Below are 22,967 nucleotides of genomic sequence, written 5' to 3' on the forward strand. Positions count from 1 at the left end.
CTGTTTCTTCGGCCTTGTCACTCCGCCGCAACCATTCGCGGAAGCGGAACGTAAAGCCAGTCCCAACGCCCTGAGCATAATACGGTTCCCGGCGGGTTGCCTACGGCTTTGATTGTCCCAGGCCGGGTGCAAGCGGGGTACGCCGGCCGGCACGCTACGGCCTGGCCGCCTCGAGGCGGAAGCGGCCGGCGCCGCCCTGGCCGAGCGGCTTTTCCAGCTCGGGGAGGATGGTCTTGAGCTCGCCTTGCAACGTCCACGGTGGGTTGACCACCAGAAGGCCGGTGGAGGCCAGCGGGCCGCCGGCCTCCTGCGGGGCGACGGAGAATTCCAGCCGCAGGCACGAGCCGGCAGGCTTTTCGCCCGCGGCCGCCTGGGCGACCGCGCGCGCCAGCGTGTCGGCGGCGCGGCGGCTCTTGACGGGATACCAGAGCAGATACTGGCCGGTCGGCCATTTCGCGAAGGCGGCAGCGAAGCCGTCCGCCAGCCGCTCGAACTCACCCTTGTCCTCGAAGGGCGGGTCGATCAGGACGAGGCCGCGGCGCTCCTTCGGCGGCACGAAGGCACCCAGCGCCGTCCAGCCGTCGAGATCGACGACGCGCGCCTGGGCGTCGCGGCGCAACGCAGCGATCAGCTCTTTCCTGGCGGAAGGCTCCAGCTCGCAGGCGGTCAGCCGGTCCTGCGGCCGCAGCAGCGCGCGGGCGATCAGCGGCGAGCCGGGATAGGCGGTGAGCTCGGCCCCGCTGTTGAAGGCACGCACGATGTCGAGATAGGGCGCAACCAGCGGCAACGCCTTCTCGGAGAAGCGCGCCTGCATCATCCGCGCGATGCCGCTCCTCCATTCGCCGCTGCGCTGCGCTTCGCTTGCCGTGAGGTCGTAGCGGCCGCTGCCGGCATGGCTGTCGATGACGCGGAAGGCGGCGGGCTTTTCCTGCAAATAGAGCAGGATGCGCGTCAGCACGATGTGCTTGAGGACGTCGGCGAAGCTGCCGGCGTGGAAGGCGTGGCGGTAGTTCATGGAGAGGGGGTTACCACGTCATTGCGAGCGGAGCGAAGCAATCCATCTGTCCGCTTGCCGCGCTATGGATTGCTTCCGCCTTCGCTCTCCGAGCTTCGGCGGACTCCCAGCCCGGCGTAGCTTGCGCAGCAAGCGGAGACGGGTCGTCGCTCCGCTCGCAATGACGGTGGAGAGAGCTCACCCCCCGCGCACCGGCGGCATCAGCACCTGGTCGCGGCGGCAGGTGCGGCGGTCGTTCTCCTCGCAGGCGCGGAATTGCAGGTCCTTGCTCATGCAGATCCTGACCTCGCTGAGGCGGCGGCTGTCGCAGGTGACCGAGATGGCCGACGCCGTGAGGCCCGGATTGGCCTTGATGAAATCGGCTTCCAGCTCTTCCGGCGAAATCATCTTCGGCTTGGCAAGCTGCAGCAATTCCTCGGGGATCTTCACCGCCGCGCGTGCTTTCCGGATGGTCTCGAAATAGGCCCGCGGCTTCAGGCCGGAGCAGGTGCCGTGCTTTTTCCATTCATTGACGACCAGCCCGGGCGCCGGCATCAGGTTCAGCATCGAGGACACCGTGCTGCGATCGACCCATTCCGGCGAGCGCTGGCAATATTCGGGATAGCCGCGGTCGTATTGCGGCCACAGCCCGTGCACGACGAAGGAAAACGGCCGCTCGCCACACTGGATCTTCGACCGTTCGGCGGTGCCGCGCTCGGCCGCCGCCTCGCAAAAGGAAGGCGACCAGGACAGCGCCAGCACATAGAAATCGAACTGTCCGGGCGCGTTCTGGCGGGGGTCCTGCGCAAACGCTGAACCTGAAAGCGCGGTCGCCAAAAAGGCCGGTCCGAGCAGGAAAATCAGCGAAACCGCAAGCCGGGAAAGCAGCTTCGAAAAGGAATGAAACATCACGCGCCCTCGCCACCCAGACCGGCGCGGACCCTAGCAGACCGAGGAGAACATTTCAAGAACAAAATGTAAGGTTGCCGCCTGTCCCGGCGCACCGTCAGGGCTTGGCCGCCTTGCAGGCCGGGTTGAATGCCCAGTTGCGGTCGAGGCCGACCACGCACCATTCGACGCCCTGGCCGAAGCCGGCAAAGCCGCCATCCTCGACGATCGAGAAATGCACCGCACGCACCTTGCCGTCGGACAGCATCGCCTCGCCCGAGCAGAAGCGGCGCGGGATGTTGTCGGACTGCCAGGGCCGGAACGCCGTCTCGCGAACGTTGCCGTAGCCGGTGATTTCCAGGCTCGAGTTCCAGAAGGTGCTTTCCTTGTCGCGGAACTGGTAGGTGATGGTCCGCAGCGCGTACTCGCACGGCGCGACCTTGCCGTCATAGCGCGGGCCCGAGAGCCAGAAATTCAGCTCCAGGGGATTGGCGGCCCGGGCCTCGCCGAAGGCGAGAAAGCCGAGCAGGGCGCCGAACACGGCGGCAGCTGCCGATTTCGTCCGGGATTTCAACAGGGCGCGCATGGGAATCCGCTCATCTTCCGTTCCGCGCGACCGTGCCGCGAAGGGCAGGGGAGGTCAAGTGCAGCGCGGCAACACTCGGGCAGAGTTCGTCATGCCGCCCGCCGGGCGTTCTTTTCAGGGCTTGCAAGGGGCTCTAAGATGCGCCCTCGAACAGGGAGTCGGTGATGCGAAACATTGTGGCGGCGAGCCTCGTTGCGGTCTGCGGGGTGCTGGCTTGTGCGCCGGCGGAGGCCCAGATGGTGCCGCCGTTCAAGGGCAACGACACCGGCGGCATCATCGCCTTTGCCATGGCCCAGCATATCGACGCCCGCCAGCTCGCGGTGGATCACTGCGCCCGCTACGGCAAGGTGGTGAAATTCCTCGCCGTGCAGGCCCAGGAGGGCGGCTACATCTCCTTTGCCTGCCGCTGGGTGCCCTATGGCGCCGCCGAGCGGCCGCTGGTCACGCGCTACTAGAGCATGATCTTTTCGGAAAACCGCTTCACACTTTTCCGGATCATGCTTTAGCGGCGGTTTCTCTTCACCGCAGGACGGGAGCGCGGCGCATGAAGCGGCAGCATCTCTCATTCGCATCGGCGATCGGCCTCTTGGCAGCGCTGGTTGCCGCGCCGGCGCAGGCCGTCGAGCTGCCGGTGCGCAAGGCGGGCCTGTGGGAAATGAAGATGCTGCGCAGCGGCGGCTCGGTGCCCGACATGACCATGCAGCATTGCACGGACGCCTCGACCGACAAGCAGATGAGCACCTCGTTCTCGCCGGGCAAGGACACCTGTTCGAAGCAGGAGATCCAGAAGACCGCGACCGGCTATGTCAGCGATTCCGTCTGCGGCGTCGCCGGCATGACCATCACCTCGCACGCCGAGATCACCGGCGACTTCAATTCCGCCTACACCGTGAAGACGACCTCGCGCACCGAAGGCGCGCCCTCCGGCATGCCGCGCGATTCCGCCACCACGATCGAGGCGAAGTGGCTCGGCGCCTGCAAGGCGGACCAGAAGCCCGGCGACATCGTGATGCCCGGCGGCATGAAAATGAACATCCTCGAGCTCGACAAGCTGAAGTCGATGCTGCCGAAGGGAATGCAGAAGTGACGGGGTTCTGAGGCGAGCGGCGCTGCGCTCGCGCGTCATTCCCCGCTGTCGTCCCTGCGAACGCAGGGACCCATAACCACAGGGCGTTGTTGTCAGAGCAAGCTGGAGCTCCAGCCTTCGCATACCCGCGTCCTGTGGTTATGGATCCCGGGTCGCGCTCGCTTCGCTCGCTTGCCCGGGACGACGGTCGAATTTGTTGCGCGCAAGTTTTCTCATTCCCGCGGCGCGCTTTCGCCCGGGTTGTGCGTCTCCGTGACCCTCTTCGGTGAAGAGGGCGCGAGGAAAGCCAGGCGCCGACTGCGCCCGCATCGCCGTGTGCCAAAAACTTGGGTAGTGGCGCACACGGTTTTGACAGGTACAGCCGAGACAACCCGGCTTTCCCCGCGCAATGGCTTTACGGCTTATACGTGCTCTTCCCGGTGAGCGGCCTTCATTGTCACCGTTGCCAGGCCCGCACAGGCGGACCGGATAGACGCCAGGGTCGCGGCGCCAGAACCACACGACTTCGCCGTCCGCGAGGCCAGCGTTTCGCCAGGTGAACGGGTCACCTGAACGCCGGCCGGCGGCCATCGCATCCCGCACCCAACGAAACGTGCGATGCGCATCGCCCCTCCTCGGGGCACGGGACGGGGTGGTTATAATGCAAATCAGAATTACGGTAAAGCGAAATATTTTTGATTTTAGGGCTTGACAATAATTCGATTCAACAGAATTCAGTTGATCTATCGCAAGCTGCCGCGACCCATTCGCAAATGTTATGGAATTTCCGCGGCGGGCAAGCTTTGCGGCCAGAGCTTATCAGTCGGCTGGACACGATGGTAGTTTCCAAAAACCGAGCAGAACTAACGCTGGGCCTTAAGGACTATCCTCGCGCCATTGTGATCTACGAGAAAGAAGCCTGCCACACATGCGTAGACCGCTCTTCATGGACGGAGATGCTGCTAGCGCAGCCTATCGCAATATTAGGAGCGCAAAGACGGGGCGGCTTTTTTCGGCCCGGTGTCTTTGCGAGTACCTTTGGATTCTTTTCGAGCCATACGCGGACCCAGATTTCCGGACGGAACTGAAGAGCAATTTCAACGCCCGCTTCTGGGAAATGTATCTGACAGCGTCCTTCATCTTCGCGGGGTTTGAGGTCACGTGTCCGAAGCCAGGACCGGACGTGGGCATCACGTACAAGGGGCAGCGCATTTGGTTTGAGGCCGTATCTCCGACGCCGGGCGAGCCAAACTCACCTGACTACGTTCCTGAACCAAGGATGGGTGAAGTCTCGGACGTACCCAACGAAAAGATGGTCCTACGCTATCTCAACAGCATTTCGGAGAAATACGAACGCCAATACGCGAACTGGATCGCCAAGAAATACATCTCCGAGAAGGACGCCTTCGTCATAGCACTGAACCCACGAAACATCCCACTTGAGTATGCTGACACTGAGCCTCCGCGCATTCTTCAGGCCGCCTACACAATCGGACATCTGTTCGCTGTCATTGATAAGGCGACACTGCAAATTACTGGCACTGGTTATCATTTTCGCGACCACATTGCCAAAACCTTGAAAGCCGACGCTGAGCAGAACACAGAGCCAACAAGAGTTACAACTGGAGTGTTTCAAGATGGGCAGCATAATGGGCTGAGCGCGCTGTTATGCTCCCGCGTCGATGCTGCCAATCAATACGGTGAGTTTGGTGACGACTTTCAACTTGTACCGAACCCACATGCGGGTGTGCCTCTGCATCAAGGCTTCCGGTTGCGCGGAACATATTTTGGCGCAACGCGCGTCGAGGGAGGCTATGAGGTCGTGCCGACATCTGCTTCTAAGGTTGATAGATAAAGGCTGTTGCCGTAAGGCCAAAAAGCTGAAAGGGTTGGACTTTAAGAAAGCGCAGCCTTTGATTGAAGCACTCATTCTCAAATGACCGACACTGTTGATCTAAACGACGGTCAATGGCCCTCCATTGATGATCATCATCCGCACGAGGAAGGGGGACCAACAGCGCGCGCGGGGTTGGCTTATCAAGACGACATCGTTGTTGGCATCTTTTTGGATATGATCGAGGACACCTCGATTCAGAAAGTACACTGCGAAACACATGACGACATCGTTGTTAAACGGTTGGTCGATGCGACCGAAATGGTCGAGTACGTCCAGGTCAAATCGAATGAGCCGGACTCGCTTTGGTCAGTTGCAAGCTTATGTGCCAACGGTGAGGACTCTGTCTGCGCAAAATCACTTGGGCGGGATCAACACAAGGAGGTGTCGCGATTCCGTATCGTCACTTTGCGAGATGTCAAATCAGACCTGAGGCTGCTGACCTATCCCTGTTACGGGCCAGGACGGGAGACCAACTCCGACGGTTTCACTAGCATAGCACAAGCCATCGAGGAGAAGCTTCCAGACCTCGCCTCTCCTAAAGGCAACGACATAAAATATTGGATAGAGCACTGCAAATGGGACGTTCGACATGACCAGGATACGATCCGGTCAGGAAACGTCCTTAGGATTCTCAAGCTAGCTGCGAGCCAAGGCGTATTTGCCTTACCCGAACAAGCAGATGGTATCGAAACCGATCTCCGATTGTGGGCATATGACGCAGGACGCGCATTCTGGGTCCCGCACAAAGCGAAGAAGATAATCAGTCGCGCCGATCTGATGTCTTGGTGGAAAAAGACATTAGATTCGATCTCGGCTGGACCGGTCTCTGGTCGCAAACTTCGCAAAAAGATGGACGATGCGAAGTTAGAAGATGACCAAATTCGGATGGCTCTGGAGTTGCGCCGTGACTACACGCAGATAGTACGCGCTCCCAAGTATATGAGCGAAAGCGATGTGCTGTCGTTGCAACGTCGCGTAAAATCAGAACTTGCAACGTTACGCGCTCAACAAATTGCGGGAGAACTGCCCCCCGACGGGGCAGCCTTTCATTCGCTGTGCGTCAAGAAGATGGACGCCATAAATGCGAGCACAACCAATCCGGGCGACGATCGCTCAGCTTTTTTGAAAGGCTGCATGTATGACATCGCTGATCGCTGCCTTCATCGCTTCACGAGGCAGGGGCAATGAAGTCGATAAAAAGACTAGGCTCTGCACCGGTCAGTCTTCCGCTTTCGGCGGACAACATCGTTGAGTTTCACGCCGCGAGACTTTTGCTTCTTATTAGCATCTGCGGCACCGGCGACCGGATTGATGGCCTGACAAAGATGGCGAAGCTCGACTTTTTTGTGAGGTATCCAGACTTCTTTGCCGTAGCAAAGAAGTACGGAGCGCCTGAAGGAGAAAGCAGAGCCGTTGAGTCTGCGATGGTGCGGCATCACTACGGCCCATGGGATAAACGCTACTACCATGTCCTCGCTTACCTAGAATCCAAGCGGCTGATTGAGATAGCCAAGAAGCGCAACAGCTATCTGATCACCTTGACCGACAACGGAAAGGAAAAGGCTGCTTCGCTAGGGAAAAAGCCATCATTTGCCGCGCTGGTAGATCGGATGAAGGCGGTCAAAAAGGAATTTGGCCCAAAGAGCGGAAGCACGCTTAAGAAGCTCATTTACCAGCTATTCGATGAAGAAGTCGGCAAGAAGCCTCTCGGGGAGGTTATCCGCCGATGACGGAAGCAAATCCTCCGAGCGCGCCCACCCTCCGCATCCTAAGGATCGAGAGGCGAAAGACCGTGGGTGCACCTGAACAGTTGACCTTTGAACAAGGGGTCAATGTGATAGTTGGCCGTCCGAACACAGGTAAAACACGCTGGCTTCAAACTCTCGATTTCTTGCTTGGCGACAATGGAGCCAATCCCTTCGAAACTGATATCGACGAACACCTCGCGACTAAGTATGGCGGCGCTTCGGCAATCATGGTCGTCAATGGTGAGAAGCTTCACGTCGAGAGAAAATGGGACGAGCAGGGCTCGAAATCGAAGGTCTTTGTCAACGAGGCTTCTATGGGCGCGCAAGAATTCCAGCGCTTGCTCCTAGAGAAGCTGAGCATTCCACTGATTCATTTTCCAAAGGGAAGCCCTTACTCCGGTCAAACGTGGCCTGAGTTGAGCTTCAGAATGTTGCTTCGACATGTCTTTCGACAGCAACGATTTTGGAATGATCTTGCTGACAAGCAGCCAGAAGGAGAACAGCACGCTTGCATCCTTCAATTCCTGGGGCTGGCAGAAAAAGTATTCAGTGACGAGTACGGCGAACTAATCAGAATGAAGAGGGAGGTGACGAAGCTTCAGGCCCGACGAGAGCAATACGAGGCGACGCTACAGCAACTGGCCGGCGATGTTCTGACTGAAGTCGACATCAAGGGCGCTATCACGATGGCACGGGTGATCGACGCTCAAAGGCGCTTGGATGAAAGTGCAAACGAGTTGCGACAAAAGCGAGCTGAGATCCTCACATCAATTCAGGCGAATTCATTGCCTGCAGGTGGTCGAGGTCGCAGCGAAGAGTTGGGAGAGAAGAGAGCTGCGTTGATCGTTGGGATGGAAGAGCTTCGCAAGCGAGCAGCAAGCTTGTCCGAACGACTGGTTGAGGTTCAGACTTATCGCGACACCCTGCAGGGTGAGATAGAGCGCTTGAATCGAGTTAGCGATGCCGGCGAGCTTCTCTCTGATCTGCGCGTGACACATTGTCCGGCGTGTGACCAGTCCGTGGCTAATCGGGCTGCTCGGCCTCACAGCTGTTTTCTGTGCAGCCAGGAATTGCCGGACGAGCCGACGCTGCAAGAGCTGGGATCAGTCCGACTGAAGTTTGAGGTCGATAGGCTGGGCGCAGAATTAGAGGAAGCGGATCAGTTGCTCACGATTCTGCAACGCGACAGTCAACGGATCAAGTCACAGTTATCTGAGTCTACTGAGACTTTGAAAATGATTGAGAATGAGCTGGCGCCGCTGCGAGCGGCGGTTTCCGCGATCGTTAGCGAACAGGTCAGCGCGACCGATATGGAACTCGGAGAGTTGAACGAGCGGCAGCGGCAGTTGGGCAGGTTGCGAGGTGCAGTCGAGCTTGGTCTGAACCTTGGACAAGAAATCAGCGAACTGGAGAAGCGGATAAGACCGCTAGATGACCAAGTAAGCGCTCTAATAAATGCGACCGACTTTGACGACGGAAGCCGCTTGTTGGTCGAAGGGATGAACGAATACTTGGCAGCCATCAACCGACTTAAGCCAGGTATCTGGCCACACAATGACGTATCGCTCGATATTTCGGCGGACTCATTTCGGTTCAAAGTAGGTAAGCGAAAATGGCAGGCTGCACTTGGCGGCACGGACTCGTTATACTTCTTGATGTCATACCATTACGGCCTGTTGACACTTAGTCGCCTGCCGAATTGTCATTATCCCGGCCTGGCAATAATCGATATGCCAGCCGAGTTCGCAGGTGAACTTATCGAAGATAAGGAAAATTTCATCGTTCAGCCGTTTATCGATCTGCTGGAACGAGAAGAGTTTTCAGAAATGCAAGTGATGATAACGGGCGCTTCGTTTGCGAGCCTCGCTGGTGCTGCACGCCAACTTCTGACTGAAGTCCACGTTTCAATATGATCCGTGGGCCGATGTGCCGCGCTAGACCTCGGCTCATCTGTTTCGCACCGCCCTTCACCCCACCGATGCGCCGGCCTTTGCCCGGCTTATTCCGAGGGTCAGGATGCGATGCAGCAGGGCCGGGTAATCAAGTCCGTCATGTTGGGCCGCTGTCGCGAACTCCTGGCTTTTCGCGATTTCCGGGTTGGGATTGGCTTCGATGAAATAGGGAGTGCCGTCGGCAGCGAGGCGAAAGTCGATACGCGCATAGCCATCGAGCCCCAGTGTCCGGTAGATGCGTTTCGCCGTTCGCTGAATGCGGGCGCGTACCTCCGCCGCGAGGTCCTCGGCCGGTCCGTCCACGATGCCGACGCGTTCCTGATATTCGGGATCGTGCTTGGCCTTCTTGGTGGCGATCTGCCGCGCTCCCTCACCGCCCAGGCTGCCGAATTTCAGCTCCCACACCGGCAGGACGCGCAGCCGGTTGTTGCCGAGCACGCTGACATAGAGCTCACGTCCCTCGATGTACTGTTCGGCGATGGCGGCCGTACCTAGCCGCTCGTGAACGAAGGCGACGCGCTCTGCAAGCTGCTCGTCGGTATCGACGATCGATGCCTGCGAGATGCCGTAGGATCCGTCCTCGCTCAGGCTCTTGACGATCAGCGGCAGCGCAAGGCGCGAGGGCCGTTTGACCTTGTGGCGCTTCGGAAACACGCCGAAGGCCGGCACCGCGATCCGGCGATGGTGGACCAGCGTCTTGGACAGATCCTTGCCGCGCGCCAGGATCAGGCCGCGCGGGTTGCACCCGGTGTAGGGGATTTTCATCAACTCGAGATAGCTCGCGATATTCTGGTCATACGCGGTCGCATAGTGGAACTCCTCCAGCAACTGGAACACCACATGCGGCTTGAAATCCTCGATCTCGTCGCGCACCGGCTTGATCTCTTCCTGCACGCCGAGCGGTCGAACGTCATGGCCGGCCGCACGCAAGGTGCTCACGACGTCGAATTCCGTTTTCCAGGCGTTGATTTCCTTCGCCGTGTAACCGTCGGTCGAGTCCGGAGGCACGCAGTCCGGATGCATCAGCACCAGAATGCGCTGGCGTCTCATAGTGCGATCCATTTGCGTCGCGACGGCCCGAACAGCGCATGCATGGTCTTGGCGGTCAACAGCACGGTGAAGTCGAGCACGAGCTTGCGTTCGGAGCCGGGGGCACGGAGTTCGAGCTCGCGGCAGCGGGAGATCATGTCGTCGAGAACGGCATCGAGCGTCAGCTGGTTTTCGCCCGTCCAGCGCGCCACCAGCTGCCTGATCTGGGCGCGGTGCCGCCTGATGAAGCGCGAAGCCGGCTGCGCCCGTCGATGCCGTGGATCATTGGAGAAGAGACGGACGAGGTCGCGGTCGTATGTCTTCGGTGGGTTGAAAGCGTAGAACGCCTGCTTTTTCCGGTAATGCTCGCCAAGTGTTTCGCCGAGCGTGGACAGCGGATCCTTGCGCTCGCGCGTCGTGACCGGCGGCCGTATCCCGGCGATCTCGCCCATCAGCTCGTCGACATATTCGAGCTTCTTCAGCGCCGGCCAGCCTTCATAGCGTGTTCGCCAGTTCGACCGCGGCCGCAGCCACACCGCAAAGGTCTCGGCGAAATCCTCGTCCGGATGGCTCTGCGCGTACCAGCGCCGAAGATGCTGGACATAATTCCGGCTGGCCGGATTGGGCCGGTAGTAGAGCGGGTAATGTTTCGAAGACGGGCCGAACAATTGCTGCCAGCGGCGGCGGCGTTGCAGCTGGTAGCCGTGCTGCACGGCATGGCCCGCCTCGTGACGGAGGATGGCCATGCACTCGGACCAGGTGCCGCCCTCGACCTCGAGCATCATCTTCTTCTCGAGTTTCATCAGGCGGGGATGGGTGAGATAGAAGGGTATCGCAATGCCGGGCACGTCTGCCGGGCTGAACCATTCGCTCGATATCCAGGTGTGCGGCCGCAGCCGGATGCCGCGCGCCCGAAGCTCTTCATTCAGGGCGCCGACACAATCCTCGAGCCAGGTGCCTTCGACCTTGACCCTCAGGCTGCTGAGGCGTTGCTTGAGCAACTGCTCATCCGACAGCTTCTCCCAGGCATAATTCCGACGTGGCATGGGCATCCATAAATCATAAAATCCTGTGCCGGATGGTGTCACAGGATACCGCGAGCAACAACCGCCGAGTCTTCGCAGACCGTAGGATGGATAGAGCCAGCCCTGTCATTGCGAGGAGCAAAGCGACGAAGCAATCCATGGTGCGGCAAGCGGAACCATGGATTGCTTCGCTTCGCTCGCAATGACGGGGATGGCTCAACCCATCCTGCGAACTATGCCTGCTGCACCAACTCATGCAGCGCCTTCACTGCCGCCTCGCGGCTCTCCGCCGGCACAAACAGACTCACCGAATGCGGCGACAGCACGTAATTGTCCGCAACAATCCCGTGCTGCGCCAGAACCTGCAACGCCCGGAACGGCAGGTCCGACGAGACGCCGCCGAAGCAGGTCAGGCTCACCGAGCTCGAGGCCTCGCGCTGCAGGCGCAGATCGTCAGGCCCCTCCAGGGTCCGCAGCAGCGCGTCGAGCCATTCGGCATCGCACGCCACCGTCATGCTGGTCTTGCCGGCGGCGAAGCGGGAGGCGAGGAGCTGCGGCCAGGACAGGCTGTTGTGCGCCATGTGCTGCGCGAATTTCTCGAAGCCGTGATGGAGATCGCTGCAATCGATTTCCACGTGCTCGATGCGATCAATCGAATTGACGGCCAGAACCTTTCCGCTTTCCATGGTCAAAACCTCTTTCGTCACTTGCGTTGCGTGTTCGGTGCCGCCCCACTGCTTCAGGACCAGCGGCACGTCTTGAACCTGTGCCAGCTCGACGCTGCGAAAGTGCAGCACCTTGGCGCCCCAGAAGCACATTTCGGACAGCGCGGCGAAATCGAGCCGGCGGATCGGCCTTGCGTCCGGTACGATGCGCGGATCGGCGGAGCAGACGCCGTCGACCTCCTTGATGATCTCGCAGCGTTCGGCCTGCAAGGCGGCGGCCATCGCCACCGCCGTGGTGTCGCTGCCGCCGCGGCCGAGCGTGGTGATTTCGCGGGTGGCGGGATTGACGCCCTGGAATCCCGCCAGCACCACGATGCGGCCGCGATCGAGCTCCTCGCGCACGCGGAGGGGGCGCACGTCGACGATGCGCGCGGCGGAATGCGAGGCGTCGGTCATCACCCCGGCCTGGCTGCCGGTGAAGCTGATCGCGGGCACGCCGAGATCCGCCAGCGCCATGCTCATCAGCGACATGCTGATGCGCTCGCCTGTTGTCAGCAGCATGTCGAGCTCGCGGCGATTGGGGCGGGGGCTGACCTGATAGGCCATCTCGATCAACTGGTCGGTGGTCTTGCCCATGGCGGAGACGACCACGACGACGCGCTTGCCGCGGCCGTGCAGATCGGCGAGGTTTTTCGCGACGGCGCGAAGTTTCGCCGGCGTCTCCAGGCAGGCGCCGCCGTATTTCTGCACGATGATGGGGTGGTTGGTCATCTCGCCTCACCGAATGTTTCGCGTCCGGGGCACGCGCGTGTTGTCCCGATGCCGGCTATCCATGTGCCGACGACTTCGAAGCGCTTGTTGAAGGCGACGAGGTCCGCGCGGTAGCCGGGCGCGATCCGGCCAAGCTCCGCTTCGAGGCCGAGAAAGGCCGCAGGCGTCCGCGAGGCCATGATGAGCGCATCGGCAAGGGGGATGGCGAGCAGGGCGACCGCGTTGCGCACGGCCTCGATCATGGTGAGGTGAGCGCCCGCGAGCGTGCCGTCGGGGCCGGTCAGGCGATTGTCATGCAGCGTGATCTTTCGCCCCTGCAGCATGAATTCCGTTTCGTCGGTGCCCACCAGGGGCATGGCGTCGGTGACCAGCATCAAGCGGTCGCGGCCCTTGCAGTGCAGGGCGATGCGCAGGCTGGTCGGATCGACATGGATGCCGTCGCAGATGATGCCGGCAAACAGCCTGCTGTCGGCCAGCGCCGCGCCCACCAGCCCCGGCTCCCGCGCGGAGAGCTGCGACATGGCATTGAACAAATGGGTCACGCCGGAGACGCCGCGAGCGGCGGCCTGCGCGGCCTCGGTTGCGGTGGCCTCGCTATGGCCGGCGGCGATGGTAAGGCCCGCGCCGATCAATTCGTCGAGCATGGCTGATGGCACGCATTCCGGCGCCAATGTCAGGAGCGAGCGGCCGCGGCTGCCGAAACTCCCGATGGCGGCGAGATCGCGGCCGTTGGGCACGCGGATTTCGGAGGCGGGGTGAATGCCCTTGCGCGAGGCGTTGAGCGCCGGCCCTTCGAGGTGAAAGCCGAGCACGCCGGGAATGTTCAGGCATGCCTCTGCGATCGCAGCCAGTTGCTCGATGATCTCGGTACGGTCCGTGATCAGCGTCGGCAGGCAGCCGGTGGTGCCACTGCCGCGATGCGTCTCGGCGATGCGGCGCACGCCTTCCTCCGTCGGCTGGTCGTTGAGCAGAACGCCGCCGCCGCCGTTCACCTGGACGTCGATGAAGCCGGGAGCAAGGATTGCGTCGTCGGGCAGCCGGATGGTGGCGCGCGCCGGCTCGCCGAAGACGATGTCTTCGATCCGGCCATTCGCAAGCCCGACCAGGCCGGGGCCGCGCATGTCATTGCCGTCAAAGATGCGCTGGGCGGCAATCGTCGAAGAAATAGCGTCACCCATCGGCGTTCATCCGGCAGCTGCGTCACGAACTGTTGAGGCCGAAGCCGCCAGCAAGACCATATGTATCCAGGGGGCGTTGCGAGGACCCGGAACGCAGCCGTCGCGTTAACACCCGATGGGAACAAAAGGTACCACGTATCTCGGCGTCGATGGCGGCGGAACCCGGTGCCGTGCCCGCATCGAGGATGAGGGCGGCCGGCTGCTCGGCGAGGCAAGCTCGGGACCCGCCACGACGCGGATTGGTACCGAAAAGGCGTGGCGTTCCATCATGGAGGCGACCGAGGCGGCGGCCGCCAAGGCTCGCCTTTCGCACGAGGATTTTGCGCGGATGCGCGCCGCGATCGGCCTTGCCGGTCTCGGCCGCCGCGGCGCGGAAGCCGCGCTCAATCGGATCGCACATCCCTTTGCGTCCACCGTCTTCATCAGCGACGGCATGGCGGCGTGTCTCGGCGCCCACAGCGGCGAAGACGGCGCCATCGTGGTGGCCGGCACCGGCTCGGTCGGCGTCGGCCTGATGGGTGGCTGCGAAATCCGCATCGCCGGCTACGGCTTTCCGGTCTCCGATGAAGGCAGCGGCGCCGACATCGGCCTGCAGGTGGTGCGGCTGGCGCTGCGCGCCGCAGATCGGCGCGGCGAGCTTACGCCATTGCTTGCCGAGGTGCTGGCCGCGTTCGATCACGATCCCTATCAGGCGGTGGCCTGGTCGGAAGAGGCCAGGGCAACCGACTACGCCGCGTTCGCGCCGATCGTGCTGCGGCACGCCAATTTCGGCGATCCGGTCGGCCGCCGCATCGTCGAACGCGCGGCGGATGCGATCGGCGATCTGCTCGACCTGTTCCTGGCGCGCGGGATCGAGCGGCTCTCGCTGGTGGGGGGGCTTGCGGAAGCCATCACGCCCTGGCTGACGCCGGACCTGCGCGATCGCCTGAAACGCCCCGATGCGGATGCAGCGGCCGGCGCGTTGCTGGTGGCGCGCGGGCGGTTTGCCCTGCCCACAAAGGACATCGATCATGAACAGGCTGCGAAATTCCGCGTTTAGGGAGGGATGGACCAGTTACATGGCTACCGAGGAAGTCGATCCGCGCTTTGCCGATCTCGATGCATGGCAGCTCTCTTCCGCGATGGAAGCCATGTGGGAGGGCCAGCTTGCGGCGATTGCCGCGATCGGTCGTGCGCTGCCGGCAATCACGGCGGCGACGGAAGCGGCCAGCAGTGCACTGGGCAGCGCGCTCGGCGATCACGGACGCCTCGTCTATGTCGGCGCCGGCACGTCGGGCCGCGTCGCCGTGCAGGACGGCGCCGAGCTGCTGCCGACATTCGCCTGGCCCAACGCGCGGGTCCGCTTCATCGTCGCGGGCGGCGAGACCGCGTTCGTCACCTCCATCGAGGGCGCCGAGGACGATGTCGCGGATGCCGTCCGGCAGGTCAAGGCGGCGCGGCTGACGCCGCACGACGTGGTGATCGCGGTGTCCGCCAGCGGCACCACGCCGTTCACCGTGGCGGCGCTGCAGCAGGCGGGCTCCGCCGGCGCGGTGACGATCGGGGTTGCCAACAATGCCGGCACGGCGCTGCTGGAATCGGCCAAATTCCCGATCCTGCTCGAGACCGGCCGCGAGCTGATCGCGGGCTCGACCCGGATGAAGGCCGGCACCGCCCAGAAGGTCGTGCTCAACCTGATCTCCACAGGGATCATGCTGCGGCTCGGGCGGGTCTATCGCGGCATGATGGTGAACATGGCGCCGAGCAATGCCAAGCTGAAGCGGCGAGCGGCGGCCATGGTGGCGCAGATCGCGCATTGCGATGGCGCGAAGGCGGCACGCGCGCTCGACGCGGCGGGGGGCGAGATCAAGACGGCCGTGCTGCTGGCGCTCGGCATCGACAAGGCGCAGGCGCAGGCTACTCTGAAACAATGCGACGGCAACCTGCGGCGCGTCTTTGCCGAGCTCGCAAAGGATGCGCCTCGCAAGGGTGCGGCGCGCAAGCAGGGTGGAGCGGTCGAGCCGTGACGACCTCGGCGATGGCATGCGAAATCGCGGAAAGCGCCGATGTCGTCGACAGAATCGTCCGCAGCCGCCTCGCGATGCGCGACATCGCCGGACGGCTCGCGATCGGCTCCGCGCCGCTATGCGTCATCTGCGGCCGGGGAAGCTCGGGACATGCCGGCGTATTCCTGCGGTACTTGATCGAAACGCGGCTGCGGCTGCCCGTTTCGGCCAGCGCACCCTCCGTCATCACGGCCTTTCGCACGCCGCTCAGGCTGCGTGGCGCGCTGTTCATCGTGACCTCGCAATCCGGACGCAGCCCGGACCTGGTCGCGGCAACGCAGTCGGCGCGCGAGGCGGGCGCCCGCACCGTCGCCATCGTCAATGCGGCGGCATCGCCGGTGGCGGATAGCGCGGAGTTCGTCATCCCCATCGAGGCAGGGCACGAGCGCTCCGTCGCCGCGACCAAGACCGTGATCGGCTCGATGGCAGCCGGCGCTGCGCTGGTGGCGGAGCTCGCCGACAACGGCGCGCTTCGAGGCGCCCTCGACCGGTTACCCGCGCGCCTGAACCGCGCGCTGGCGCTCGACTGGAGCGAGATTGCCGATGATCTCGCCGGCGCATCGGCCGTGTTCGTGGCGGGGCGGGGTCTGGTGCTTGGCTCGGTGCGGGAGATCGCGCTGAAGCTCTCCGAGATCCTGCGCCTGCCTTCGGTCGGCGTTTCCGCCGCCGAGCTGCAGCACGGCCCACGCGCGGCGCTGTCGCCGCGCACGCCCGTGATCATGATGCGGGTTGGGGACGAAACCGCCGCTGCCGTGGATGCGCTGGCCAGGGAGCTGCGCGAGGAGAAAATCGCGCTGCATCTCGCCGGCGGTCCGCTCGGCTCGTTGCCCTGGCTTGCCGAGGAGGATCCCTCAACCGACGCGATCACGATGCTGGTTCCGGCCTATCGGATGATCGAAAAGGCCGCGCGCGCCTGCGGGTTCGACCCCGACCGGCCGCCGCGACTGAACAAGATCACCGAGACGTTCTGATCGTCGCGCCGCCGAGCCTCACTTGCCCTTGAACTGCGGCTTGCGCTTTTCCTTGAACGCCTTGACGCCTTCCTCGAGATCCTCGCTGGCGCGGATCGGATCGAGCAGGCGGCGCACTTCGGCGACCGTCTCCAGCGGGCCCTTCGGCGTGACCTCGCGGGCGAGCTTTTTCAGGCCCTGCACCACCAGCGGGGCGTTGGCGGCGATCTTGGCGGCCATGATCTGCGCGAGCTCGACATGCTTGCCCTTCGGCGCGATCTGGTTGACGAAGCCGATCTGGTACGCGCGCTTCACCGGCAGCTCCTCGCCGACCAGCAGGAATTCCATCGCCACCTTGTGCGGCATGCGCGCCAGTACCGAGGAGATGCCGCCGGCGGTGATGCCGATCTTCGCCTCGGGATAGATGAAGCGCGTGGTCTCGGACGCCACGCACAAATCGGCCATCTGCACCAGCACGAAGCCGCCGCCGACCACCCAGCCCGAGGTCGCCGCGATCACGGGCTTGTCGAGCTCGACGCCGAGGCCCGGCACGGCGTGCCACATGTTGTCGGGCAGGCCGTTCACGTCGGCGCCGACTGTGTAGTAGGCGTCTTCCGCCGAAGCCAGCACGGCAACGCGGTCGTCGCTGTCCTTGAAGCGCTGCCAGGCCTCGCGCAATTCGCTGCACAGCTCGTTGTTCAGCGCGTTGTGCGCCGAGCGGCGGTCCATGGTGATGGTCGCGACGCGGTCTTTGCTTTCGTATCGAACGAGGGGCATGGCAACTCCCGGCAGGTGCTCACCTCTCCCCGCTCTTTTGCGGGGAGAGGTCGACGCCGAAGCGTAGCGAAGGCGGCGGGTGAGGGGCAAGCCGCGATGCTTGCCGCATAGCTGCTCTCACCGAACCCGACGAGTCGAGGCCGGAAGGACCGTTGTCGCGGCGATGTCGTGCACGGCCCCTCACCCGGATCGCATCTGTGATGCGACATAGCCGAAGCTTTGCTTCGGCGTTCTTGAGAGACGGCCGCCGAAGGCGGCCTATGCCTCTCCCCACGGAAGAGCGGGGAGAGGTGAACCGAGTCGCTAGCCTCGCTCGCCCGCGGCATCGCGCAGCGGCGCGCGGCTGAGTTCGTTGCCGGCAGCGATGGCCTTGCGCAGCAGGCGCATCAGCTCGGCGGCTTCCTTCCCGGTGAGGCCGCGCACCAGGGTGCGCTGCGCCGCCTCGACGGCGGGCGCGATGGCGCGCAGCGTCTTGCGGCCGGATTCGGTGAGCTGCAATTCGCGGGCGCGGCGGTCGCGGCTGGAGGCGCGGCGGAGCAGGAGGCCCTTCTGCACCAGGCGGTCGACCACGCCGGTGATGGTGGTGCGGTCATAGGCGATCAGGCCGGCCAGGGTGATCTGGTCGATGCCGGGGTTGGTCCTGACGGTGGCGAGGGCGGCGTATTGCACGGGGGTGAGGTCGTAGCCGGCCGCCTCCATCTCGGCGAGGAACACCGCCACCGCGATCTGCTGGAACCGGCGCGCCAGGTGTCCGGGCATTTCATGAGGGTCTTTCACCGAATCCTCCAGGGCCGAGTCTTGACAAGCATACTGACGATCAGCATACTGATCAATATCAAATGCCGCCCGGGCAACAAAAAAGACGGGGAGGATCAGGTCCATGCAGTTTCACCTCAGCGGCTTCGCGCCCGGCGATCCCGAAATCCTCGACCCGGCGGCACGGCTGCCGGCCCCGCCGGCCTCCGCGTCCGTTCCCGGCGAAGTCGACGTGCTGATCGTCGGCTGCGGGCCGGCGGGGCTCAATCTCGCGGCGCAGCTGTCGGCCTTTCCCGACATCAGGACCTGCATCGTCGAGCAGAAGGCGGACCGGCTGCTGATCGGCCAGGCCGACGGCATCGCCTGCCGCACCATGGAGATGTTTCACGCCCACGGTTTTGCCGAGCGCGTGGCCAGGGAAGCCTGCTGGATCAACGAGACCACGTTCTGGAAGCCGGACGAGAGCAAGCCCGGCAACATCGCGCGCAGCGGCCGGGTGCAGGACGTCGAGGACGGCCTCAGCGAGTTCCCGCATGTCGTGATCAACCAGGCGCGCGTGCACGATTTCTTCCTCGACGTCATGCGGAATTCGGCGGCGAGGATGCAGCCGTTCTATTCGCGGCAGTTGCAGGACTTGCGGATCGATCCGGCGGCGGGCCCCGGCGACCATGCGGTGACGGTTCGCCTCGAGCGGATCGACGATGCGCATCGTGGCGAGGTCGAGACCGTGCGGGCGCGCTATGTCGTCGGCTGCGACGGGGCGCGCAGCGTCGTGCGCAAGGCGATCGGCCGCGAGCTGCATGGCGATTCCGCCAACCATGCCTGGGGCGTGATGGACGTGCTGGCCGTCACGGATTTCCCCGACATCCGCTACAAGTCGCTGATCCAGTCGGCCCATGACGGCAGCATCATCGTGATCCCGCGCGAGGGCGGCTACCTGGTGCGGCTCTATGTCGAGCTGACCAAGCTCGATGTCGGCGAACGCGTGGCGGGGCGCAGGATCGGCCCGGAGGACCTGATCGCGAAAGCGCGGCGCATCCTCAATCCGCATGCGCTCGAGGTGAAGGAGATCGCCTGGTGGTCGGTCTACGAGATCGGCCAGCGGCTCTGCGACAAGTTCGACGACGTCGGCGAGGCGGAAGTTTCGACGCGCCTGCCGAGCGTGTTCATCGCCGGCGATGCCTGCCACACCCACAGCCCGAAGGCGGGGCAGGGCATGAACGTGTCCATGCAGGACACCTTCAATCTCGGCTGGAAGCTGGCTGCGGTGCTGCGCAAGCGCTGCGCGCCGCGCTTGCTGCATACGTACTCGGCCGAGCGCCAGGCCATTGCGAAGGAGCTGATCGACTTCGACCGCGAATGGGCCTCGATCCTCGCCTCGGCCAAGCAGGAGGGCGCGGACCCCGTGAAGACGCAGGACTATTTCGTTAGGCATGGGCGCTACACCGCGGGCACCGCGACGCGGTATCGGCCGTCGGTGCTGACTGGCGAGGCCGCTCACCAGCATCTCGCGAAGGGCTTTGCGATCGGCACGCGGTTTCATTCCGCGCCGGTGATCCGTCTTTCCGATGCCATGCCGGTTCACCTCGGCCACACCATCAAGGCCGACGGCCGCTTCCGGATCTTCGCCTTTGCGGGCGGGGGCGATCCGGCAGCGCCCGATTCCGCCATTCGCGCGCTGTGCGATTTCCTCGAGCGGGGTGCGGCGTCTCCGGTGCGGCGATACACGCCCGAGGCAGCGGATATCGATGCGGTGATCGACGTGCGCGCCGTGTTTCAGCAGAGCCATCGCGATCTCGTCATCGGCGCGATGCCGCCGCTGCTGCTGCCGCGCAAGGGCCGCTACGGGCTGTGCGACTATGAAAAGATGTTCTGCCCCGATCTCAAGGATGGTCAAGACATCTTCGCGAAGCGCGGCATCGACCGGGCGCAGGGCTGCATGGTCGTGGTGCGGCCGGACCAGTATGTCGCGCATGTGCTGCCGCTCGATGCCTACGCCGAGCTTGCCGCGTATTTCGACGGCTTCATGGTGCAGACGAATTGAAGGTTTGGCATTGCGCCTGCCGGCCATCGCGCTATATTGTACACAATCTATCACAGGATGGGGCCATGCGTTCAACCACCTTCACGGTAAGGGTCGGCTCGGCCGCCAAGAAGCGGTTGGAGAAGCTGGCCAAGAGCACGGGCCGCAGCCGTTCCTTTCTCGCCGCCGAGGCGATCAACGAATACCTCGACGTCAACGAGTGGCAAGTCGCCGGCATCAAGCAGGCGACCGCGTCTCTCGATCGCGGCGAGGGGGTTCCGCACCAGCAGGTGAAAGATTGGATCGCGTCATGGGGTAGTGGCGAGGAACGGCCGATTCCCAAGCGCTCATGACCCCGGTCTGGTCGCCCGAGGCAATCGACGATCTGGTTGCTCTTCGCGCCTATATCGAACAGGATAATCCGGCAGCCGCGCAAAGAGTCGCGCTCCATATCGTTCACAACATTGAAGCATTGCTTGCCAACAGCCCCGAAATGGGGCGGCCCGGTCGGGTTCCAGGGACACGCGAACTCGTGATCCCGAAAACGCCGTTCATCGTGCCGTACCGCGTGCTCGGCAGCACCATCCAGATTCTGCGCATCTTCCACGGTGCTCGTCGATGGCCCGAGACCTTTTGAGGAGCAACACCTCGTGATTCACAAGTCCGCAGTTCGCAAGGCGGATTGGCGAAGCGTGATTTGCATCCTTTTCTTGGTCGCGGGCTATCGGCGAAGGATGGGTCAACCAGGACCAGGTATGTGTAGTGCCCTTGGCCTACGTGGTGCAGTCATAGCCGCACTCTTGCTCGTTTTCACTGCTTCCCCGGCTCATTCGCAGCAGATTGAGATCAAGGTCGCAGGCGTGGAAGTGACGCGGAACATCGACGGCCGAACGGCGATACTGGTGACACTGGACGCGCGGTCCGCTCGGGCGCTCGAAGTTCTAACGGCTTCGTCGCTCGGACAAACGGTGGAGGTTCGTTTGGGCAATATCGTGCTCATGAAAGCTCGTGTGCGGTCACCCCTCGGACGGTTGCTTGTGTTGAGTGGGGACGATACGCCTGAACTGATGGAAAAATTGCTGTCGAAAGACGCAAGGCCTGTCGTTCGAGTTATCGAGGACGGTCGAACAAGCAGATAGCTACCGACAGATCGAACGGCGGCCGCGAACTCCATTCACCTCGCCCCGATTGCGGGGAGAGGTCGCCGCGCTCTTGGGAGAGGAAACTGCTACACCGGCACCCGCACCGTGGCCCGCAATCCGCCCATCGGGCTGTCGCCCAGCGTGATGTCGCCGCCGTGGGAGCGGGCGATGTCGCGGGCGATGGCAAGGCCCAACCCTGTTCCGCCTTCGTCCTGGTTGCGGGCGTCGTCGAGGCGCAGGAACGGCTTGAACACTTCCTCGCGCATGCCTGCGGGAATGCCGGGGCCGTCGTCGTCGACGGTGACGGTGAGATAGCGGTGGTCGCGGTGGCCAGTGATGGCGATGGCATCGCCATGGCGCGCGGCGTTGGTGACGAGGTTGGCGAGGCAGCGCTTGAACGCGGCCGGCTTCACCGTGACCACCGGCAGGCCGCGGAAGGCAACGGTGGCCTTGTGGCCGTGGCGCTCGGCGTCGCTGCGCAGTTCCTCCAGCGCCGCCGACATGTCGGTCGGCTGCGCGTGCTCGCCGGAATCGCCGCGCGCAAAGGCGAGGTACGCCTCCAGCATCGCGCTCATCTCGTCGACGTCCTTGCGCATGGCGTCCACTTCCGGACTGTCGCCGATCAGCGCCAGCTCCAGCTTGAAGCGGGTGAGGATGGTGCGCAGATCGTGGCTGACGCCGGCGAGCATCGCGGTGCGCTGCTCGATCGAGCGCTCGACGCGCGCCTTCATCTCCAGGAACGCCTGCGCCGCGCGCCGCACCTCGCGCGCGCCGCGCGGCCGGAAATTCGGAGCCTCGCGGCCCTTGCCGAAACTCTCGGCGGCGTCGGCCAGGCGCAGAATGGGGCGGATCTGGTTGCGCAGGAACAAGACTGCGACGATCAGGAGGATCGAGGAGGTGCCGACCATCCAGAACAGGAAGATTTCCGAGTTGGAGGCGTAGGCGGCGCTGCGCTGGGCGAACACGCGCATCACGGCGTCGTCGAGCGCGATGCGGATTTCGACCAGATTGGACTTGCCGACGGTGTCGATCCAGAACGGACGCCCGAGCTGCCGGCTGAGCTGCACCGACAGCGTCTGGTCGAGCAGCGAGAAGAACGGCTTTGGCCCGGGCGGCGGCATGTCGCCGGCGGGCAGGAAATCCACCACCAGCCCGAGGCGCTGCTGCGCGATGCGGCGCAGCTGCGTGCGGTCCTTGTCCTGCGGATAGACCTTATAGACGTCGATCAGCGTGGCGATGTCCTGCACCACCGCGGCGGACAGGCGCCGCGTCACCGTGTTCCAGTGCCGCTCCATGAACACGAAGGCGACCACCGACTGCAGCACCACCATCGGCACGATCATGATCAGAAGCGCGCGCGCGTAGAGGCCCGTGGGCATCCAGCTCTTGAGCTTGCCGCTCATCCGGTCGTTGACCGCCGACACCCGCTGCGAGGCGGTGCGGATCAAATTGAGGCCGGTGTCGAGCGTGCTCAT

General features: G+C 63.3%; 22 protein-coding genes. 12 read left to right on the forward strand and 10 right to left on the reverse strand.

Annotation, left to right across the window (positions count from 1 at the left end; genetic code table 11):
- Positions 1-154: 154 nt before the first annotated feature.
- From ACT4OC_RS10225 to ACT4OC_RS10235, 3 genes are all read right to left on the reverse strand, one after another.
- A complete protein-coding gene (locus ACT4OC_RS10225) occupies positions 155-1,015 on the reverse strand; it encodes a 23S rRNA (adenine(2030)-N(6))-methyltransferase RlmJ (protein ID WP_444838859.1) in 861 nt (286 codons plus the stop codon).
- Positions 1,016-1,192: 177 nt separating this feature from the next.
- Positions 1,193-1,903 (reverse strand): ribonuclease T2 family protein, encoded by a 711-nt coding sequence (locus tag ACT4OC_RS10230; RefSeq protein WP_444838860.1) that lies wholly within the window; start codon positions 1,901-1,903, stop codon positions 1,193-1,195.
- Positions 1,904-2,000: 97 nt separating this feature from the next.
- Entirely contained in the window at positions 2,001-2,468 is a 468-nt protein-coding gene (locus ACT4OC_RS10235) for a hypothetical protein (protein WP_444838861.1), read from the reverse strand.
- A gap of 164 nt (positions 2,469-2,632) precedes the next feature.
- Here ACT4OC_RS10235 and ACT4OC_RS10240 point away from each other — a divergent pair, with 164 nt between their 5' ends.
- The 6 genes from ACT4OC_RS10240 (at position 2,633) to ACT4OC_RS10265 (ending at position 9,092) form a co-directional block, all read left to right on the forward strand.
- Positions 2,633-2,923, forward strand: a complete 291-nt coding sequence (locus ACT4OC_RS10240) for a hypothetical protein (protein ID WP_444838862.1) — start codon at positions 2,633-2,635, stop codon at positions 2,921-2,923.
- 89 nt (positions 2,924-3,012) lie between these two features.
- The gene (locus ACT4OC_RS10245) at positions 3,013-3,555 is read left to right on the forward strand and encodes a DUF3617 domain-containing protein (protein ID WP_444838863.1); all 543 of its coding nucleotides are present in this window, start codon (positions 3,013-3,015) and stop codon (positions 3,553-3,555) included.
- 907 nt (positions 3,556-4,462) lie between these two features.
- Positions 4,463-5,389, forward strand: coding sequence for a hypothetical protein (locus ACT4OC_RS10250; protein ID WP_444838864.1), 927 nt, complete (start codon positions 4,463-4,465; stop codon positions 5,387-5,389).
- Positions 5,390-5,470: 81 nt separating this feature from the next.
- The gene (locus ACT4OC_RS10255; RefSeq protein ID WP_444838865.1) at positions 5,471-6,619 is read left to right on the forward strand and encodes a dsDNA nuclease domain-containing protein; all 1,149 of its coding nucleotides are present in this window, start codon (positions 5,471-5,473) and stop codon (positions 6,617-6,619) included.
- On the forward strand, positions 6,616-7,161 hold the full coding sequence (locus ACT4OC_RS10260) for a hypothetical protein (protein ID WP_444838866.1): 546 nt from the start codon (positions 6,616-6,618) through the stop codon (positions 7,159-7,161). The genes ACT4OC_RS10255 and ACT4OC_RS10260 overlap by 4 nt, the downstream gene beginning before the upstream one ends.
- 62 nt (positions 7,162-7,223) lie before the next feature.
- Positions 7,224-9,092, forward strand: a complete 1,869-nt coding sequence (locus tag ACT4OC_RS10265; RefSeq protein WP_444838867.1) for a hypothetical protein — start codon at positions 7,224-7,226, stop codon at positions 9,090-9,092.
- Between the two features lie 54 nt (positions 9,093-9,146).
- On the opposite strand, the gene ACT4OC_RS10270 is transcribed toward ACT4OC_RS10265, so the two are convergent.
- From ACT4OC_RS10270 to nagA, 4 genes are all read right to left on the reverse strand, one after another.
- A complete protein-coding gene (locus tag ACT4OC_RS10270; RefSeq protein WP_444838868.1) occupies positions 9,147-10,181 on the reverse strand; it encodes a D-alanine--D-alanine ligase family protein in 1,035 nt (344 codons plus the stop codon).
- Complete coding sequence (locus tag ACT4OC_RS10275) at positions 10,178-11,206, reverse strand: putative zinc-binding metallopeptidase (protein WP_444838869.1); 1,029 nt, start codon at positions 11,204-11,206, stop codon at positions 10,178-10,180. The genes ACT4OC_RS10270 and ACT4OC_RS10275 overlap by 4 nt, the downstream gene beginning before the upstream one ends.
- Positions 11,207-11,418: 212 nt before the next feature.
- Positions 11,419-12,621: an aspartate kinase gene (locus tag ACT4OC_RS10280; RefSeq protein ID WP_444838870.1), complete on the reverse strand. Its 1,203-nt coding sequence runs from the start codon at positions 12,619-12,621 to the stop codon at positions 11,419-11,421.
- On the reverse strand, positions 12,618-13,799 hold the full coding sequence (gene nagA, locus ACT4OC_RS10285) for an N-acetylglucosamine-6-phosphate deacetylase (protein WP_444838871.1): 1,182 nt from the start codon (positions 13,797-13,799) through the stop codon (positions 12,618-12,620). The genes ACT4OC_RS10280 and nagA overlap by 4 nt, the downstream gene beginning before the upstream one ends.
- Before the next feature lie 115 nt (positions 13,800-13,914).
- Between nagA and ACT4OC_RS10290 the strand changes: the two genes are divergently transcribed.
- From ACT4OC_RS10290 to ACT4OC_RS10300, 3 genes are read left to right on the forward strand one after another with little or no spacing between them, the layout of a single operon-like run.
- Positions 13,915-14,838, forward strand: a complete 924-nt coding sequence (locus tag ACT4OC_RS10290) for a BadF/BadG/BcrA/BcrD ATPase family protein (RefSeq protein ID WP_444838872.1) — start codon at positions 13,915-13,917, stop codon at positions 14,836-14,838.
- A 19-nt stretch (positions 14,839-14,857) separates the two neighbouring features.
- Positions 14,858-15,805 (forward strand): N-acetylmuramic acid 6-phosphate etherase, encoded by a 948-nt coding sequence (locus tag ACT4OC_RS10295; RefSeq protein WP_444838873.1) that lies wholly within the window; start codon positions 14,858-14,860, stop codon positions 15,803-15,805.
- The gene (locus ACT4OC_RS10300; protein ID WP_444838874.1) at positions 15,802-16,815 is read left to right on the forward strand and encodes an SIS domain-containing protein; all 1,014 of its coding nucleotides are present in this window, start codon (positions 15,802-15,804) and stop codon (positions 16,813-16,815) included. The genes ACT4OC_RS10295 and ACT4OC_RS10300 overlap by 4 nt, the downstream gene beginning before the upstream one ends.
- 18 nt (positions 16,816-16,833) lie before the next feature.
- On the opposite strand, the gene ACT4OC_RS10305 is transcribed toward ACT4OC_RS10300, so the two are convergent.
- The gene (locus tag ACT4OC_RS10305) at positions 16,834-17,571 is read right to left on the reverse strand and encodes an enoyl-CoA hydratase/isomerase family protein (protein WP_444838875.1); all 738 of its coding nucleotides are present in this window, start codon (positions 17,569-17,571) and stop codon (positions 16,834-16,836) included.
- Positions 17,572-17,874: 303 nt separating this feature from the next.
- The gene (locus tag ACT4OC_RS10310) at positions 17,875-18,348 is read right to left on the reverse strand and encodes a MarR family winged helix-turn-helix transcriptional regulator (RefSeq protein WP_444838876.1); all 474 of its coding nucleotides are present in this window, start codon (positions 18,346-18,348) and stop codon (positions 17,875-17,877) included.
- A gap of 103 nt (positions 18,349-18,451) precedes the next feature.
- On the opposite strand from ACT4OC_RS10310, the gene ACT4OC_RS10315 reads away from it, so the two are divergent.
- The 3 genes from ACT4OC_RS10315 to ACT4OC_RS10325 all read left to right on the forward strand — a co-directional run bounded on the left by ACT4OC_RS10315 (position 18,452) and on the right by ACT4OC_RS10325 (position 20,987).
- Positions 18,452-20,371, forward strand: a complete 1,920-nt coding sequence (locus ACT4OC_RS10315) for an FAD-binding monooxygenase (RefSeq protein ID WP_444838877.1) — start codon at positions 18,452-18,454, stop codon at positions 20,369-20,371.
- A 65-nt stretch (positions 20,372-20,436) separates the two neighbouring features.
- A complete protein-coding gene (locus ACT4OC_RS10320; RefSeq protein ID WP_444838878.1) occupies positions 20,437-20,703 on the forward strand; it encodes a CopG family ribbon-helix-helix protein in 267 nt (88 codons plus the stop codon).
- On the forward strand, positions 20,700-20,987 hold the full coding sequence (locus ACT4OC_RS10325) for a type II toxin-antitoxin system RelE/ParE family toxin (protein ID WP_444838879.1): 288 nt from the start codon (positions 20,700-20,702) through the stop codon (positions 20,985-20,987). The genes ACT4OC_RS10320 and ACT4OC_RS10325 overlap by 4 nt, the downstream gene beginning before the upstream one ends.
- Before the next feature lie 591 nt (positions 20,988-21,578).
- Here the strand turns inward: ACT4OC_RS10325 and ACT4OC_RS10330 are convergent.
- Entirely contained in the window at positions 21,579-22,967 is a 1,389-nt protein-coding gene (locus tag ACT4OC_RS10330; protein ID WP_444838880.1) for an ATP-binding protein, read from the reverse strand.

It is taken from the genome of Bradyrhizobium sp., from assembly GCF_052389815.1.
In the GTDB taxonomy this organism is placed as follows: domain Bacteria; phylum Pseudomonadota; class Alphaproteobacteria; order Rhizobiales; family Xanthobacteraceae; genus Bradyrhizobium.